The sequence below is a fragment of the Gallibacter sp. Marseille-QA0791 genome, from assembly GCF_965119705.1.
Lineage (GTDB): Bacteria > Bacillota > Clostridia > Peptostreptococcales > Anaerovoracaceae > Lentihominibacter > Lentihominibacter excrementipullorum.
The window spans coordinates 2,708,790-2,723,938 of sequence record NZ_CBCPMH010000001.1; the positions used below are offsets into that span (position 1 = coordinate 2,708,790).

The 15,149-nt window shown below is 45.7% G+C and carries 19 protein-coding genes; all 19 read left to right on the forward strand.

Annotated elements, in window-relative coordinates:
• Window positions 1-90: 90 nt before the first annotated feature.
• The 19 genes from ACQY69_RS12445 (at window position 91) to ACQY69_RS12535 (ending at window position 15,085) form a co-directional block, all read left to right on the forward strand.
• Complete coding sequence (locus tag ACQY69_RS12445; RefSeq protein WP_138271652.1) at window positions 91-1,122, forward strand: AAA family ATPase; 1,032 nt, start codon at window positions 91-93, stop codon at window positions 1,120-1,122.
• Window positions 1,123-1,551: 429 nt separating this feature from the next.
• A complete protein-coding gene (gene mobV, locus ACQY69_RS12450) occupies window positions 1,552-2,517 on the forward strand; it encodes a MobV family relaxase (RefSeq protein ID WP_117515764.1) in 966 nt (321 codons plus the stop codon).
• Window positions 2,518-2,525: 8 nt separating this feature from the next.
• Window positions 2,526-3,380: a ParB/RepB/Spo0J family partition protein gene (locus tag ACQY69_RS12455; RefSeq protein WP_117515763.1), complete on the forward strand. Its 855-nt coding sequence runs from the start codon at window positions 2,526-2,528 to the stop codon at window positions 3,378-3,380.
• 76 nt (window positions 3,381-3,456) lie between these two features.
• Complete coding sequence (locus ACQY69_RS12460) at window positions 3,457-3,687, forward strand: YdbC family protein (RefSeq protein ID WP_117515762.1); 231 nt, start codon at window positions 3,457-3,459, stop codon at window positions 3,685-3,687.
• A 70-nt stretch (window positions 3,688-3,757) separates the two neighbouring features.
• Window positions 3,758-3,949 carry a stage II sporulation protein R gene (locus tag ACQY69_RS12465; protein ID WP_117515761.1) on the forward strand — a complete coding sequence of 64 codons (192 nt, stop codon included), beginning with the start codon at window positions 3,758-3,760 and terminating at the stop codon, window positions 3,947-3,949.
• A 54-nt stretch (window positions 3,950-4,003) separates the two neighbouring features.
• Complete coding sequence (locus tag ACQY69_RS12470; protein ID WP_428260825.1) at window positions 4,004-5,890, forward strand: recombinase family protein; 1,887 nt, start codon at window positions 4,004-4,006, stop codon at window positions 5,888-5,890.
• A 41-nt stretch (window positions 5,891-5,931) separates the two neighbouring features.
• On the forward strand, window positions 5,932-6,789 hold the full coding sequence (locus ACQY69_RS12475) for a hypothetical protein (RefSeq protein ID WP_428260826.1): 858 nt from the start codon (window positions 5,932-5,934) through the stop codon (window positions 6,787-6,789).
• 64 nt (window positions 6,790-6,853) lie between these two features.
• Window positions 6,854-7,519: a PC4/YdbC family ssDNA-binding protein gene (locus ACQY69_RS12480; RefSeq protein WP_428260827.1), complete on the forward strand. Its 666-nt coding sequence runs from the start codon at window positions 6,854-6,856 to the stop codon at window positions 7,517-7,519.
• Between the two features lie 10 nt (window positions 7,520-7,529).
• Window positions 7,530-8,501 (forward strand): DUF3991 domain-containing protein, encoded by a 972-nt coding sequence (locus ACQY69_RS12485; RefSeq protein ID WP_428260828.1) that lies wholly within the window; start codon window positions 7,530-7,532, stop codon window positions 8,499-8,501.
• The gene (locus ACQY69_RS12490) at window positions 8,485-8,907 is read left to right on the forward strand and encodes a DUF3846 domain-containing protein (RefSeq protein ID WP_428260829.1); all 423 of its coding nucleotides are present in this window, start codon (window positions 8,485-8,487) and stop codon (window positions 8,905-8,907) included. Before ACQY69_RS12485 ends, ACQY69_RS12490 begins: the two co-directional genes overlap by 17 nt.
• A gap of 102 nt (window positions 8,908-9,009) precedes the next feature.
• The gene (locus ACQY69_RS12495) at window positions 9,010-9,507 is read left to right on the forward strand and encodes a JAB domain-containing protein (protein ID WP_428260830.1); all 498 of its coding nucleotides are present in this window, start codon (window positions 9,010-9,012) and stop codon (window positions 9,505-9,507) included.
• Between the two features lie 102 nt (window positions 9,508-9,609).
• The gene (locus ACQY69_RS12500) at window positions 9,610-9,936 is read left to right on the forward strand and encodes a plasmid mobilization protein (RefSeq protein ID WP_428260831.1); all 327 of its coding nucleotides are present in this window, start codon (window positions 9,610-9,612) and stop codon (window positions 9,934-9,936) included.
• The gene (locus tag ACQY69_RS12505; protein ID WP_428260832.1) at window positions 9,936-11,264 is read left to right on the forward strand and encodes a relaxase/mobilization nuclease domain-containing protein; all 1,329 of its coding nucleotides are present in this window, start codon (window positions 9,936-9,938) and stop codon (window positions 11,262-11,264) included. Before ACQY69_RS12500 ends, ACQY69_RS12505 begins: the two co-directional genes overlap by 1 nt.
• A 127-nt stretch (window positions 11,265-11,391) precedes the next feature.
• Complete coding sequence (locus ACQY69_RS12510; protein WP_428260833.1) at window positions 11,392-11,652, forward strand: type II toxin-antitoxin system Phd/YefM family antitoxin; 261 nt, start codon at window positions 11,392-11,394, stop codon at window positions 11,650-11,652.
• Window positions 11,642-11,956 (forward strand): type II toxin-antitoxin system RelE/ParE family toxin, encoded by a 315-nt coding sequence (locus ACQY69_RS12515; protein WP_428260834.1) that lies wholly within the window; start codon window positions 11,642-11,644, stop codon window positions 11,954-11,956. Before ACQY69_RS12510 ends, ACQY69_RS12515 begins: the two co-directional genes overlap by 11 nt.
• A gap of 67 nt (window positions 11,957-12,023) precedes the next feature.
• On the forward strand, window positions 12,024-12,773 hold the full coding sequence (locus ACQY69_RS12520) for a PcfB family protein (protein ID WP_428260835.1): 750 nt from the start codon (window positions 12,024-12,026) through the stop codon (window positions 12,771-12,773).
• A gap of 8 nt (window positions 12,774-12,781) precedes the next feature.
• Window positions 12,782-12,973: a hypothetical protein gene (locus tag ACQY69_RS12525; RefSeq protein ID WP_428260836.1), complete on the forward strand. Its 192-nt coding sequence runs from the start codon at window positions 12,782-12,784 to the stop codon at window positions 12,971-12,973.
• Window positions 12,960-14,768 carry a VirD4-like conjugal transfer protein, CD1115 family gene (locus ACQY69_RS12530; RefSeq protein WP_428260837.1) on the forward strand — a complete coding sequence of 603 codons (1,809 nt, stop codon included), beginning with the start codon at window positions 12,960-12,962 and terminating at the stop codon, window positions 14,766-14,768. The genes ACQY69_RS12525 and ACQY69_RS12530 overlap by 14 nt, the downstream gene beginning before the upstream one ends.
• Before the next feature lie 41 nt (window positions 14,769-14,809).
• Window positions 14,810-15,085: a glutamyl-tRNA amidotransferase gene (locus ACQY69_RS12535; RefSeq protein WP_428261060.1), complete on the forward strand. Its 276-nt coding sequence runs from the start codon at window positions 14,810-14,812 to the stop codon at window positions 15,083-15,085.
• Window positions 15,086-15,149: the final 64 nt, after the last annotated feature.

A 15,149-nucleotide genomic window follows, 5' to 3' on the forward strand; every position in this document is an offset into this window, starting at 1 on the left:
CTCACTTTTTTCGTGGGAGTAAATCTTTTTTAAGGAGGTCAACGCCTATGTGCAATGAAAACAAAGACACCGCCCGAAAGGAGGAAACCCATGCAGAAGTTACAGACAGTCAACGCCGAAACGCTCCTTTATGAGCCGCTTGAGAAGCCGTCCTTTGTGGTGGACAGCCTTATCCCGACAGGCTTGTCGCTGTTCTGCGGCTCACAGAAGATAGGCAAGAGCTGGCTCATGCTGAAGCTATGCCTATGCGTGTCGCAGGGAATCCCTTTATGGGATATGCCGACAATGGAGGGCGACGTGCTTTACCTCTGCCTTGAGGACACGTTCTGCCGCATACAGGACAGGCTATTCCGCTTGACGGACGAAGCAAGCGGGCGGCTCCACTTTGCCGTGGCAAGCTGCAAGCTGTCAGACGGTCTTATCGTGCAGCTTGAGGATTATCTGAAAGACTATCCAGAAAGCAGGCTCATTGTAATTGATACCTTGCAGAAAGTCCGTACAGCTTCAAAAGACAACGCCTATGCCAGTGATTATGGGGACATTTCCCTAATCAAAGACTTTGCCGACAGGCACTCATTGGCGGTCATTGTCGTCCACCACATCCGAAAGCAGAATGACAGCGATGTGTTCAACAAGGTGTCTGGGACGACAGGCTTAACGGGGAGCGCCGACGCTACCTTTGTGTTGGAAAAGGAGAAACGGGCATCCGACACCGCCAAGCTGTATGTGACGGGCAGGGACACGCCCTATCAGGAATATACGCTCCGTTTCCGTGATTGCAGTTGGGAACTTGTGGAGAGGAAAACGCAGGAGCAGCTTGCGAAAGAAACGATACCAGATGTCCTTTTTCGGTTGGTGGATTTTATGAGGGATAAGGAAGAATGGGCAGGCACGGCAACGGAGCTGTTAGCCGCAATGGGGGAAACGGAAACCATACCCACGGTGATTACGAAATGGCTGAATGAATACCGCACCACATTTTTAAGTGAGAACTGTATCAGCTACCAGTACAGCCGCAAAAAGGATGGCAGGCAGATTGCCCTTGCAAGGCGGGAGGGTGACAGCGGTGACGGTGGTGACGGCGATATTGGGATACCCCCTGTTACTGTCATTGAAGCTTAAAGCCGTGTAAAGCGGGCGGCTCTGCCCTGCGGGTGACAGCGGTGACAGTGATTTTAGGATACCCCGCCGCTGTCACCCCTACGGGAGAACACCCCGTAAACGCAAGATACAGGCGTGGGATTTACCCGCCTTTTTCGGCGTGTAAAACCACCCCTGCGGTCAGAAAAATCCTTCCGATTTTTCCGACTGCGTTTACAGGGTGTAACACACTACACTTTGCCCTGCAAAGTCGTGTGCCAGACGTTCCCTCTGGACTCCCTTATGGCAGGTCTTACGCCCTGCTATCCTGCGCCGTGCGGCTTCGGATAAAAGAATGGCGGCATGACGGTGACGGCTCTTGTGAGGGGGTATCCCAAAACTGCTGTCACCGCCGTCACCGCTGTCACCCAAAGGGCAGTTTACCCGCCGAAGAAAGGAAGATGATGGATTATGCCCTATGCAATCCTGCGTTTCCAGAAACGCAAAGCGGGCGGCGTTGCGGCTTGTGAACGCCACAACGAACGGAAGAAAGAAGCCTACAAAAGCAATCCAGATATCGACATGGAACGCTCTAAAAATAACTATCACCTTGTTGCACCGCCACGCTACACCTACAAGAAAGAGATTAACCGAAAGGTAGCCGAAGCAGGGTGCAGGACAAGGAAAGACAGCGTGATGATGGTGGAAACGCTTATCACGGCTTCGCCAGAATTTATGAACCAGTTACCGCCCGAAGAACAGAAAGAGTATTTTACGCTGGCTCTGGACTTCATTTCGGAGCGTGTCGGGGAGAAAAATATCCTCTCCGCAGTCGTCCACATGGACGAGAGAACGCCGCATATGCACCTCTGTTTTGTGCCGATTACGCCAGACAACAAGCTGTCAGCGAAAACCATTTTAGGCAACCAGAAATCATTATCCGAGTGGCAGACCGCCTACCATGAGCGAATGTCTTCACGTTGGAATCAGCTTGAGAGAGGTCAATCTTCGATGGAAACCAAGCGGAAACACATCCCCACATGGCTCTATAAGCTGGGCGGCAGGCTTGATAAACAGTATGAAGAAATCGTGTCTGCCCTTTCTGACATCAACGCCTTTAATGCAGGGAAGAAGCGTGACAAGGCTCTGGAACTGATTGCGGCATGGCTCCCAGACGTGGAGAAATTCTCTAAGGAAATCAGTAAGCAGAGAGCCTATATCGACAGCCTAAAGGAGCAAATCGGGCAGGAATCGGATTATGCGGGGCGTATGCGTGATGAAAAGTACGAGCAGGAATTAAAGGTGCAGAAAGCGAATCAGAAGATATTTGAATTGCAGAGAACCAATGAGCAGATGGGGCGGCTATTAAAGAAAATCCCGCCAGACGTATTAGAAGAATTGCAGAAAACAGGAAGAAATAAATCAAGAGAAAGGTAGGAAACTGATTGAAGAAACAGGATTTTAAGGTGTTAAAGACTAAAGATTTGTACCCGTTTCCCGACAATCCGTTTCATGTGGCGGAAGATGAAACGCTGTCAGAATTAGCGGAAAGCATCAAGGAATTTGGCATTGTCACGCCGATAATCACACGCCCGAAAGAGGACGGGAACGGCTATGAAGTGATTGCGGGACAGCGGCGTGTCCGTGCGTCTGAACTTGCAGGGATAAACACAATCCCCGCTTTTGTCCTGCCCTTAGACCGTGACCGAGCCATCATCACCCTTGTAGACAGCAATTTGCAGCGTGAGAATATCCTGCCGAGCGAGCGGGCGTTTGCCTACAAGATGAAATCCGAAGCCATGAAGCGGCAGGGTTTCCGCACGGATTTAACCTCGTCACAAGTTGTGACGAAGTTGCGGACGGACGATAAGGTGGCACAGGGCTTCGGCGTGGGCAGGATGACCGTGCAGCGTTTTATCCGCTTGACGGAACTGATACCGCCGATTTTGCAGATGGTGGACGAGGGGAAAATCGCCCTCACGCCTGCGGTGGAACTGTCCTTTTTGAAGAAAGACGAGCAGGAAAACCTCTTTGCCACGATGGAGAGTGAAGAAGCAACGCCCTCACTCTCACAGGCACAGCGGATGAAAAGCCTAAGCCAGAGCAGGCGGCTTGACATGGATACGATATTTGCGATTATGACGGAGGAAAAGGGAAACCAGAAAGAAACCTTGAAAATCAACACAAGCAGGCTGAAAAAGTATTTTCCGAAGAACACAACGCCGAAGCAGATGGAGGAAACCATCATCCGACTTCTGGAACGTGAGTTGCAGAGGAAACGGGGCAGGGACAGCCGCTAATCTTCTTTTTTCGGTAGGTAAATGCAGAAATTTGGAACAGGAGAAAGACAGAATTTTAAGGAAAATGAGGTAAGGAATGAAAGAAATCCAGTATAAGATTGTAAAGGAAATCGCCGTATTGTCTGCGAGTGACAGCGGCTACACAAAGGAAATCAATCTTATCTCATGGAACGGGAGAGAGCCGAAATATGACATCCGCAGCTTTTCTCCGAACCGTGAGAAGTGCGGAAAAGGTATCACATTGAACGCTGATGAAGCGGCGGCACTCCTTAAAGCATTACAGAAAGAATTAAACAGCGGGGATTGATGGTATCTGATTGACAGGGTGGGGCGTTTCCAGACGTTCTCCTGCCCTGTCTGGAAAGGAAGATTTAAGTATGGGCGAGGATAAGAAAGCAGATAAAAAGAGTAAGCGTATCGTGCCGAAAGCACCAGTGCAGATGATAGTCAGCCGTGAATATGTCGGCACACAGACAGTCACAGAAGCATTTATCCCGATTATTTCCGAGGATATTCGGAAGAAGATTGCCGAGGGTGACACCTTCGACAAGGAGGGGCTGTCCGCTTAGAATGTACGCAATGGGACATGAAAACAGATAGGACAGATACGGAGGTTTTACAGTATGGCAGGAATAAGAACGGAGAATAAGGTTTACGAAGTCGGCATGTACTGCCGCTTGTCAAAGGACGATGGCACGGATAACGAGAGTGCGAGCATTGCGACACAGAAATCCATCCTCACGGATTATGTGAAAAAGCAGGGATGGCACTTAGCAAAAACGTATGTGGACGATGGTTACTCTGGTACGAATTTCCAAAGACCAAGTTTCCAGAACATGATTAAGGACATTGAAAACGGACTGATAAACTGCGTGATTACGAAAGATTTATCACGTCTGGGGAGGAACTATCTTGACTGCGGCTTATATCTGGAAGTGTTTTTCCCAGAGCATAACGTGAGGTATATAGCGGTCAATGACGGCGTGGACACGCTCAATAAATCGGCGATGGACATCACGCCCTTCCGCAACATCCTAAACGAAATGTATTCTGCCGATGTGTCGGTCAAGATAAAATCGGCGTACCGTGCGAGGTTTCAGCAGGGGAAATTCATGGGGACGACAGCACCATACGGATATGTCAAAGACCCTGCCGACCATAATCACCTATTGATTGATGATAAAGTGGCACACGTTGTAAGGGAAATATTTGACCTTGCGTTAGCAGGCAACGGAATCGCCAAAATCTGCAAGCACATCAACAAACAACATATCTTACGCCCCGCCGCTTATGCGGTGGAGCGTGGGGAAACAGGCTATGAACGGTACTTTGAGGGTAACGAGGAAAACCGTTATATTTGGAGCGAGAACAGCGTAAGGGGCATTTTAAGAAGCCCGATATATGCGGGAAACCTTGCAGGCTACAAGCGGATTGCCGCCAACATGAAAAGCAAGAAAAGACCATCCAAGCTACCCGAAGAATGGGAAGTGATATCTGACACCCATGAGGGGATAGTCACGCAGGAAGAATTTGATACTGTCCAACAGCTTATGACGAGCCGCAGGCGGGAGCAGAATGCAGGGGGATTTGAGAATATCTTTTCGGGCGTTATCAAATGTGCGGACTGCGGCTATGCGATGCGGGCGGCGAGTGCCAACAGGAGGAAACGCCCCGACATCATCGACTGCGTACAATACACCTGCAATAATTACGGCAGATATGGCAATGTTATGTGTACCGCACACAGCATTGAAGCGAGGGATTTATTCAATGCTGTCCTTGCTGACATCAACCGATTTGCGGATATGGCGGTCAATGATGAAAAGACGGTAAGGGTGATTGAAAAGCGGCTCACGGAAACAGACCAGAGCAGGGCAAGGACACTGGAAAAGGAGCAGAGAAAGCTGAACAAACGCCTTGCAGAACTGGACAGGCTGTTTTCCTCACTCTATGAAGATAAGGTGATGGAGCGTATTACGGAGCGGAATTTTGAGATGATGTCGGGGAAATACCAGAAAGAGCAGCTTGAAATTGAAGCAAGGCTGAAAGAGGTAACGGAAACGCTCAACGACAGCTATGAGAAATCGCAGGGTGTCCGTGACTTCCTCTCCTTAATCCGCAACTATCAAGGAATTAAGGAATTGGACGCAACCATCATAAACGCACTCATAGACAAGATACTTGTTTCGGAATGTGAGAAACTTACAGACGGAACAATACGGCAGGAAATCAAGATTTATTATAAATTCATCGGCTTTGTCGGTGAATTACATATCACACCCACAAAGCGGTGGACAGCGTTAAAGCCTAAGAATTGTACGGTGTGCGGTGCTGAATATGTTCCCCGCTCTGCAATATCAAAGTATTGCCCAGAGTGCAGGAAAAGGATAAGAAAGGTTCAAGGAACGGAAACGAAACGCAGGGGCAGGGAGCGAAACAGACAGGCATGTATTGAACTGTCCGCAAAAAATGACCGACTGACCTGGAGCAGAGATCAGGCAGAATCATAAGACAGGGGAATGAAAATGAGGAAGTTGAGATCTTCCGGTATGTGACGGAAGAAACATTCGACGCATATCTCTATCAGCTGGTGGAGAACAAACAGAAATTCATCAGCCAGGTCATGACGGGGAAATCCCCTGTGAGAAGCGCCGAAGATTTTGATGAGGCGGTTCTTTCCTACGCAGAAATCAAAATGCTTGCAACGGGAAATCCTCACATCAAGGAAAAGATGGATCTTGATATTCAGGTATCCAAGCTGAAGCTTTTGAAGCAAAATTTTCTAAGTGAAAAGTATTCCCTTGAAGATAGGATCGAGCGGGTTTTTCCTGCACAGATAAAGTACTATGAAGAGCAGATACAAGGGTTTAACGAAGATATTGCTTTCTTAAATTCACAGCCTTCCGATGAAAAGGAATTTGCAGGGATGTTAATAAAGGGAGAGAATTTTGTGGAAAAAGCGCAGGCGGGAGAGCGGATTTTACAGGAGTGCAAGGCGATGAAAAGTCCTGATCCGGTTTTTCTGGGTGAATACCGCGGCTTTAATATGGAGCTTTCTTTTGATACAGTTGCAAGGGAGTTTATGATTATTTTAAAACGCTCCATGCAGCATACGGTAAAACTCGGAAACGATGCAAGCGGCAATATCATAAGGATCGACAATGTTCTTTCAGGTATTGAAAAGCGGGCTGCTGTTGTAAAAGCGGAATATGAAAATGTTTTGACTCAGCTTGATAAAGCAAGGATAGAGACCAGCAAAACCTTTGAACATGAAGATGAGCTCAAGGAAAAGTCCGCAAGGCTTGATGAACTTAATATCCTTTTGAATCTGGATGAAAAGGAAAATACCGTAATTGATGTGGAGCCGGAAGAGCTTCAGGATGTGCCGGACAGAGAATATGAACGATAGGACATCATTATTTAATATATGAGCGTGCAGGGCAGAAAAAAGGCGCGCTCAGGATACATACCGGATGGCGATCCGAGGTCATTCGGTTTTTTTATTGCCCGGAAAGGAGGTGGAAGTTATAGGAGAAAGGCGTGATATTAACAGGGAACTACTTGAGAAAATGGAGGTGGAATATGGAAGGTATGTAAACGATTTGCTTGGAAAAAAGCCGGAGGAAATCATAAAAAGCTCTTATGAAACTGTGATCAGGGACGAGATTTTATTCATGATAGAAGGGAATTACTTTTCTCATGAACAGATGATGGATCTTCTTAGCTTTGAAAATCCGCTCGAAATCTGCACGACTGCATGGAAAGAGTGCAATGAGGTGGACACAGAAGAAATAAGGGAAAGTGTTGATGAGTATTTACAGGAATTGAAAGATGATATGAAAAGAAAGGAAGAGGAACTTATGATAAATAACAATGATATCAGTTTTGAAATCGTAGAACATATAGGAGTGATTTCTCAGAATCAGCATGGCTGGGCAAAGGAACTTAATGTCGTATCATGGAACGGCAAAAGACCTAAATTCGACATTCGCGATTGGTCGCCTGATCACACCCACATGTCGAGAGGGCTTACTTTAAGCGAGCATGAAATGAAAAATCTTAAGGATATTGTAGCAGACAAAGATCTGACAATACCTGCAGGCTCCCGTGATAAAAAGGAAAAGGATTATGAAAGATAAGGTGATATAAATGGGCTGGGTGACTACGCAAGAGATCGAAAAGACCAGACAGATCGATCTTCTGACATACCTGAAGCTTTATGATCCGAGTGAGCTTGTCAGGATCGGAAATGGTATTTATTCGACCAGAACTCACGATAGTCTTAAGATCAGCAACGGTGCATGGATGTGGTTTTCCAGAGGGATCGGAGGCTACAGCGCGCTTGATTACCTTATAAAAGTAAAGGAGATCCCGTTTGTTGAAGCCGTTAATTTATTAAACGATAAGGGGTGCGCATATCGCAGCACCCCTGCTTCATCTAAAGGAAAACTTCAGGATAAGAAGCTGCTGCTTCCGGAAAGAAACGAAAGGAGCAGCAGAGTAGTTGCATATCTTTGCAGGAGAGGAATCGATCTTGAGATCATAAAATACTGCATTGAAAATGACCTTTTATATGAATCCAGGGAATATGGCAATGCGATTTTTGTGGGATACGATAATGAGAATGTCCCAAGGTATGCATCTTTTCGTGCCACAAACGGGATGAGGATTTTAGGTGATGCTGCCGGAAGTGATAAGAGGTACTGCTTCAAAATATTAAGTCCGGCAAGTAATAGTACGCATATTTTTGAAAGTGCGATCGATCTGCTTAGCTTTGCTACCCTGCGAAAAATGGACGGATTTAACTGGAAAGAAGAAAACCTTGTATCCCTTGCTGGCGTATACAGACCGAGAGCTGACGGCACATCAAAAGTGCCTGTTGCTCTTCAGAAGGTCCTTTCGGAAAACTGCAGGACATATGATCTGCATCTTCATTTTGATAATGATTTTGCAGGAAGAACCTCTACAAAGGGACTTATGAAGGCTCTTGAGGGTGTGTATGCGGTCTACGATGAACCGCCGCCATACGGCAAGGATTTTAATGATTATTTATGTAGAAGAATACGATTTTCTGAAATAGAAGAGGAAAAGGAGATGATGAAAAATGGGAGAGAACGCTAAGCTGAAGGTACTGTATATTGAACCGATGAAAACTCCAAAAATCGTTGAAATCGATGGTGATTTAGAGTCTATGCAAAACCTTGTTGGAGGATATATTGAAGAGTATATGCCTTTTGAAGATGAGGTCGCGATCGTTTGTAACGATGAAGGAAAGATCAATGGACTTGAACCAAACCGAGGGATATTTGATAAGGAAGGCGAGCTGCAGGATATAATCTGCGGTTCTTTTTTTATCTGCTATGCGCCGGTAGAAAGCGAAAAATATCTTTCGCTTCCGGATAATCTCAGAAAAAAATATGAAGAAATGTTCCGTCATCCCGAGATGATCACGCGTAAAGACACAGGCGATATCAGGATAATGAGGTTGCCTTTGCCTGAAAAAACGATGGAAAGAGAGGAGAGATAGAGATGGAGATGACCCTTGCTCAGCTTAAGGAATATGTTGAAAGCATGCCAGAAGAAACGATGGTAGTGGTCGATATGTCGGTATATTTGGAGGATGATGAAGATGGAGAATAAGTATGAGCTCGACATGGTAAGTATAAGGCTTGTGAAGGAGCCGGGCATTTTTTCTGATAAAAAGGTAAGAGGTGTAGATGATGCAGTAGAGGTGATCGGAGAATATATCAGTGAGTATGACAGGGAGATATTTTGTGTCATGAATGTAAAAACGGACGGCAGCGTGATCAATATGAATATCGTAAGTCAGGGTACACTCAACAGTTCAGAAGTAAGTCCGAGAGAGGTTTTCAAGAGCAGTATCCTTTCAAATTCAGCAGCTGTCCTGCTTTTCCACAATCATCCGAGCGGTGATGTAAAGCCCTCTAAGCAGGATTACGAGGCGACTAAAAGACTGGTTCAGTGCGGTAAGCTCTTAGGCATACCGGTCATGGATCACATCATAGTCGGTGCAGGAAGAGGATATAAGTACAGTTTTTTGGCGCATAATGAATTGGGACTGTCATACAAACAGGCAGTTAAAAAGAGGGAGGTACAGGAGCGGTAAGCTCATGTACCTCTTTTAGCAAGCACTGCATTTCTACTCCTGCGGAGCAGAAATGCCTGCTTTTTAGGGGAGACCCCTAAGACCCCGGAAAGGAGAAAAGATATGAAACGAACAATCAAGAAACAGATATGGCTTAACAGAGAAGAGGCACAGCAGCTCCAGAAAAAATCAAAGAAGGCGTGCCTTACGGAAGCCGCGCTCATAAGACAGCTTCTTTCAGGTTACGAGCCGAGGGAAGCTCCGGGAGATGAGTTCTATAAATTCAACAGGGAGCTTTCCCATATCGGAAACAATCTGAACCAGATCGCCATAAAAGCAAACAGCAGCGGACAAGTAAGCACGCAGGATTTAGATACGGAACTCAGAAGGCTCCACGCATTTCAGGCGGCGGTGGAAGAAGCCGTTTTTGGATACGGAAAAGGCAAGTGATGGGAACCACGAAGATATGGAAGGTCAAGACCAATCTTGCGAGGGCGATCGACTATGCGACGGATTCAAGGAAGACTGCTCTGAAATCGGATATTGGGAATGTGATCGGGTATGCGTCGGATGAAGGAAAGACTTTGAGCGGAAGATATGTGACCGCGCTCAACTGCAATGTGACTTATGCAAAGGAGCAGTTCGAAACGATCAAGAAGCGGTTTGGCAAGGAAGATGGAATCTTAGCGTTTCATGCTTATCAGAGCTTTGCAGATTATGATGATATTACACCGGACATGGCGCATGAGATCGGGGTGAAGCTCGCCGAAGAGCTTTGGGGAGACCGTTTTCAGGTGATCGTGGCTACACATCTTAATACAAAGTGTCTTCACAATCATTTTGTGATCAACTCGGTATCATTCGCGGACGGGAAAAAGTATCATGACTGCCGGAGTACTTACCGGCATATGAGGGAGGTATCAGACAGCATTTGCAGACAGTACGGACTTACCGTAATCGAAAAGCCAACAGGGCGCGGAGAACCTTTGCACCTGTCACAGAAGGAAAAAGCCGGAATACCTACAAGATATAGCATGGCAAGGGAAGCTGTTGATGAAGCGATAAGCCTCAGTCTAAATTTACGGGAATTTGAACTGCATTTAAAGAGCCTTGGTTACAGCGTGCAGTTGAGTCAAAGACGAAAATACTGGACAGTGACACCTAAAGGGTGGAAAAAACCGATTCGGCTTATGCGGCTCGGAAAAGAATATACGAACGAACGGATCATGCAGAGACTGTCTGCCAATCCGGAAAGTGTTCGGTTCAAAAGCTTTCAAAAGCGTAAGCCTTTGAAAAAGCAGTATTTCCTGCTAACGAGAAAAGATCGTATAGGAAAAGTGGGAGGTTTACGGGGGCTTTACCTGAAATACTGCTATATGCTCGGCTATCTTCCAAAGTACACGCAAGATGCAAACAAAGTACCTGAAATTTTAAGAGAAGACCTGCTTAAATGCGAGAAGTATACAAAGCAGATCCGGCTCCTCAGCAAGTATGAAATCCATACAGATGAGGAGCTTTTTTCTTTTTTGGAACAAAAGGAGCGTGAAAAGGAAGATATAACGGAGATGAGGGAAATATTACGAAAGGAATACAGACGGGTACTTCCGGAGTCTGAAAAGAAGCAGCTTAAAGCGCAGATAGCAGCTCTTACAAGTGCCTTAAAGGATATCAGAGGGGAGGTGAGACTTGCAGAGGATATAAAAGTGAACACTGAAAGTATGGCAAAGAAAATGGAACAGATCGAAAGAGAAAATCAAAGGGAGGTGATGAGCAGATGATGGCAGGGGTGCGCGGAACGGATACCGAAAAAAGAGAATCAGAGAAGGCTTGTTAATATTGCAAAAATGGCATAATTATGATAAAATAACGCCATAAAAAGAAGAGATAGATAATGGAGGCAGAGAGATGATTAATATAAGACCGGTTTCTGATTTGAGAAATAACTTTACGGAGATTGAATCCATTGTAAAAAATGGCGATGCAGTTTATCTGACGAAGAACGGATATGGTTCCATGGTGGTTTTAAGTCTTGAGCAGTATGCCGCACTGACGGAAGAAGTAGAGATGAAGTTGGACGAGGCGGATAAAGCGGCAGCAGCAGATGAAACACGCTATACCGCCGGCGAAGTGTTTGGAAGGGTGAGGGAGCGTATTAATGGGAAATAAAAAATATGATGTGCGCTTTCTTCCGTTATTCGAAGAGGATTTATATGAAATCGTTGCTTACATTACGGAGCATTTGAAAAATCCGGTGGCAGCAAATAAGCTGATTGATGATGTAGAAAACGCTATTATAAAAAGAAGCAGCTGTGCAGAGAGTTTTGAACCATACCATTCAGTAAAAGAAAGAAAATACCCATATTACAGAATCTATGTGGGGAATTATGTTGTGTACTATGTTGTGATCGACGACGTAATGGAAGTTAGAAGAATTCTTTACAACAAAAGAAATGTAAAAGACAAGTTATAAAAGTGCTGAAAGAACCCGATTTTTCGGGTTTTTTAGTGCCATTAGTTGAGAGGGAGGTGATGAGCAGATGATGGCAGGAGGAGATGCTGCAGAACAGGTCGTGAGATTATCTCTTGAAGGGCTTGAGGTGGCGGTAAGGATAAGCGGAGAAGGCGCGAAAAATCTTGCCGTGATTTTAGCGGCAGCTCTCAGAGAAGAGCATAAGACGAAAGGAAAAGCAAGGCTCACGAATCTGATCAAGTCCGGAAAGGAATTAAAGGTGTTTTCTGTTCGGAACGGAGATCTTAAAAAGTTTTCTTCCGAGGCGAAGCGGTACGGTGTCCTTTATTGCGCGCTGAAGGATAAAAGCGATAACAGTGATCATGCGACAGTTGATGTGATCGCGAGGGCTGAGGATGCTTCCAAGATCCAGAGGATCATGGAACGCTTTGAACTTGCTTCTGTCGATAAAGCAGAAGTTTTGGGAGAAGTGCAAAAGTCAGTTGAGGAGCGAAAGGCGAGAGCAAATGAGATCCCGGAAAAGAGCAGAGATGATCTTTTAGCCGATGAAGTCAAGGTAAAGCCGGTAGGAAAGGGCGACATAGAGCTAAACCCCCAGATTGCAAAGACAGAAAAAAGCCCTCTGTCCGCGCAAAGCTCAAAGGAATCAGTCCGAACCATGGAGGGTACTGTTAAAGGAGATAAGCCGTCAGTAAGGAAAAAGCTTGAGGCATATCGCGAGGATATTGACAGGAAGAAAGGATCGGAGCCGGCAAAAGACGCGGTGCTGCCTGATAAAAATAAGGCGGTTGCTAAAACAGAAAGAAAGGAACGGTGATTCGAGTTATGAGAGAAGAGAAGCTGTATATAAAACTCGATGGATATGAGCAGAGCATTCTTGTCCGCGCGCTGAATGATCTAAGGAACAGCCTGCTTGAAAATGCAAGATCCACAGATGCGGTCGATGAGCTTATTATCAAGACCGCTAACGCGAAGCGGAAAACGGTGAGGGGAAAAGAAAATTATGAGGAGAGATGATAACAAAACGGTTTTCCTCCTTGCGCTTTTTGGTATCGTCCCTGTAACCTGGCTGGCTCTTAAAACAGCACCGTATATGCAGGGTAATATATTAGAGATATTTCTCGAAGCAGATAAAGTGTTTGAGAAACCGTTATCAATAAAGTGGTGCAGCGACAGTATCAGGACGGTCGCTGTTTTTATTTTGCTCTACCTTTTAGTGATCGGGATCGCACTGAGCATGCGCAGAAACTATCGCAGAGGTGAGGAACACGGTTCTGCCAGATGGGGAAATGCAGCGCGGATAAACAAGAGATATAGGAAGCGCGGGGGATTTAAAAACAAGATACTGACGCAGAATGTGATGCTGGGTCTTAACGCCAGAAAACATATGCGCAACTTGAATATTCTTGTGTGCGGAGGATCGGGAGCAGGAAAGACGAGGTTTTATTGTAAGCCCAATATCATGCAGGCGAATACTTCTTTTGTTGTCCTTGATCCGAAGGGAGAAATCGTTCGCGATGTAGGGTGGCTGTTAAAGAAGAAAGGCTACGAAGTCAAAGTGCTCGACCTTATCAATATGGAGAAAAGTCACTGCTATAACCCATTTGTATATTTAAAAGATGATAACGATGTACAGAGACTGGTAACGAATCTGTTCAAAAGTACAACTCCGAAAGGCAGTCAGACGCAGGATCCGTTTTGGGATACAGCCGCCTCCATGCTGCTTTCCGCACTCATTTTTTATCTGAAGTATGAGGCGCCGGAAGATGAACAGAATTTTCCCATGGTCATGGAAATGCTCCGGGCAGGAGATGTCAGTGAGGAGGACGAAAGTTACTACAGTCCGCTCGACAGTCTGTTCTTTGATCTGGAAGCAAAAGATCCGGATCATATCGCGGTGAAGTACTATAAGAATTATCATTCGGGGAGTGCGAAAACTTTGAAATCCATCCAGATCACCCTCGCGGCGCGACTTGAAAAGTTCAACCTGGAAAGTGTGGCGGCACTTACCGTTACCGACGAAATGGAGCTTGCCTCTATGGGCGAGAAAAAAATAGCGCTGTTTGCTCTCATTCCCGACAATGATACGAGTTTTAATTTTCTCGTGAGTATCCTCTATACACAGATATTCCAGCAGCTTTTCTGGCTTGCAGATCATAAGTATAGAGGCGCACTCCCAATGCATGTGCATTTTGTCATGGATGAGTTTGCAAATGTAAGCCTTCCGGAGGACTTTGACAAGATCCTTTCGGTCATGCGTTCCAGAAGCGTTTCCGTATCCATTATCCTGCAAAATCTGGCGCAGTTGAAGACTTTGTTTGAGAAACAATGGGAGAGCATTGTCGGAAACTGCGATACCTTCCTCTATCTTGGAGGGAATGAGCAGAGCACACATAAGTATGTATCGGAGCTGCTCGGAAAGGAAACGATTGATCTGAACACTTATGGCAAGTCAACAGGAAGGAACGGTAATTATTCAACGAATTATCAGTTGTCGGGTCGGGAGCTGATGACACCGGATGAAGTGCGTATGCTGGATAATCGGTACGCACTTCTTTTTATCAGGGGAGAAAGACCTGTGATGGATCTGAAATATGATCTTTTAAAACATCCGAATGTTTCCGAAACAGCAGATGGCGGCATGGAGCCATATATTCATGGAGAAGCTAAAGCAGCTGTAGCGACGATTCTTGCAGAGAGCTTTTATGCGGGAAAAGAAACTTTACAGCCCGAAGAGCTTTCAGAAGGTGAATATGTTCTGCTGTCGGAATCAGACATACAAGAGCTTTATGAAATGGAGGAGGATGTATGAGAAAAAGAAAAAAACGTAAAGAAAATCATTTGAGAAAAGGCATGGTGCTTTATATAGCGATAGTGTTAATGAGCACCATAGGGACAGGGGCTGCATTTGCCGCAAGTGATCCGCTTTCGGTAATAGATAACCTGTCAACATTCATATTCAGTTTGATCCGGGCGTTAGGGCTGATCCTTACGGGTTTTGGGATCGTGCAGGTGGGGCTTTCATTCAAAAGTCATGATCCGAGCCAAAGAGCCAATGGATTTCTTACTCTTGCGGGAGGTATCGTGATCACCTTTGCGAAAGAAATCCTGAATCTGATTATAGGATGAGCATAGGATTAAAAAGGCAGCTACATGCTGCCGATACATAGAGCATAGATCTTTTCATTCGTGC

Excerpts from the sequence above, each read along its gene's own strand:
- ACQY69_RS12445 (WP_138271652.1), top strand. The coding sequence starts at position 91 with ATGCAGAAGTTACAGACAGTCAACGCCGAAACGCTCCTTTATGAGCCG.
- mobV (WP_117515764.1), top strand. The coding sequence starts at position 1,552 with ATGCCCTATGCAATCCTGCGTTTCCAGAAACGCAAAGCGGGCGGCGTT.
- ACQY69_RS12460 (WP_117515762.1), top strand. The coding sequence starts at position 3,457 with ATGAAAGAAATCCAGTATAAGATTGTAAAGGAAATCGCCGTATTGTCT.
- ACQY69_RS12465 (WP_117515761.1), top strand. The coding sequence starts at position 3,758 with ATGGGCGAGGATAAGAAAGCAGATAAAAAGAGTAAGCGTATCGTGCCG.
- ACQY69_RS12470 (WP_428260825.1), top strand. The coding sequence starts at position 4,004 with ATGGCAGGAATAAGAACGGAGAATAAGGTTTACGAAGTCGGCATGTAC.
- ACQY69_RS12480 (WP_428260827.1), top strand. The coding sequence starts at position 6,854 with ATGGCGATCCGAGGTCATTCGGTTTTTTTATTGCCCGGAAAGGAGGTG.
- ACQY69_RS12485 (WP_428260828.1), top strand. The coding sequence starts at position 7,530 with ATGGGCTGGGTGACTACGCAAGAGATCGAAAAGACCAGACAGATCGAT.
- ACQY69_RS12490 (WP_428260829.1), top strand. The coding sequence starts at position 8,485 with ATGGGAGAGAACGCTAAGCTGAAGGTACTGTATATTGAACCGATGAAA.
- ACQY69_RS12495 (WP_428260830.1), top strand. The coding sequence starts at position 9,010 with ATGGAGAATAAGTATGAGCTCGACATGGTAAGTATAAGGCTTGTGAAG.
- ACQY69_RS12500 (WP_428260831.1), top strand. The coding sequence starts at position 9,610 with ATGAAACGAACAATCAAGAAACAGATATGGCTTAACAGAGAAGAGGCA.
- ACQY69_RS12505 (WP_428260832.1), top strand. The coding sequence starts at position 9,936 with ATGGGAACCACGAAGATATGGAAGGTCAAGACCAATCTTGCGAGGGCG.
- ACQY69_RS12510 (WP_428260833.1), top strand. The coding sequence starts at position 11,392 with ATGATTAATATAAGACCGGTTTCTGATTTGAGAAATAACTTTACGGAG.
- ACQY69_RS12515 (WP_428260834.1), top strand. The coding sequence starts at position 11,642 with ATGGGAAATAAAAAATATGATGTGCGCTTTCTTCCGTTATTCGAAGAG.
- ACQY69_RS12520 (WP_428260835.1), top strand. The coding sequence starts at position 12,024 with ATGATGGCAGGAGGAGATGCTGCAGAACAGGTCGTGAGATTATCTCTT.
- ACQY69_RS12525 (WP_428260836.1), top strand. The coding sequence starts at position 12,782 with ATGAGAGAAGAGAAGCTGTATATAAAACTCGATGGATATGAGCAGAGC.
- ACQY69_RS12530 (WP_428260837.1), top strand. The coding sequence starts at position 12,960 with ATGAGGAGAGATGATAACAAAACGGTTTTCCTCCTTGCGCTTTTTGGT.
- ACQY69_RS12535 (WP_428261060.1), top strand. The coding sequence starts at position 14,810 with ATGGTGCTTTATATAGCGATAGTGTTAATGAGCACCATAGGGACAGGG.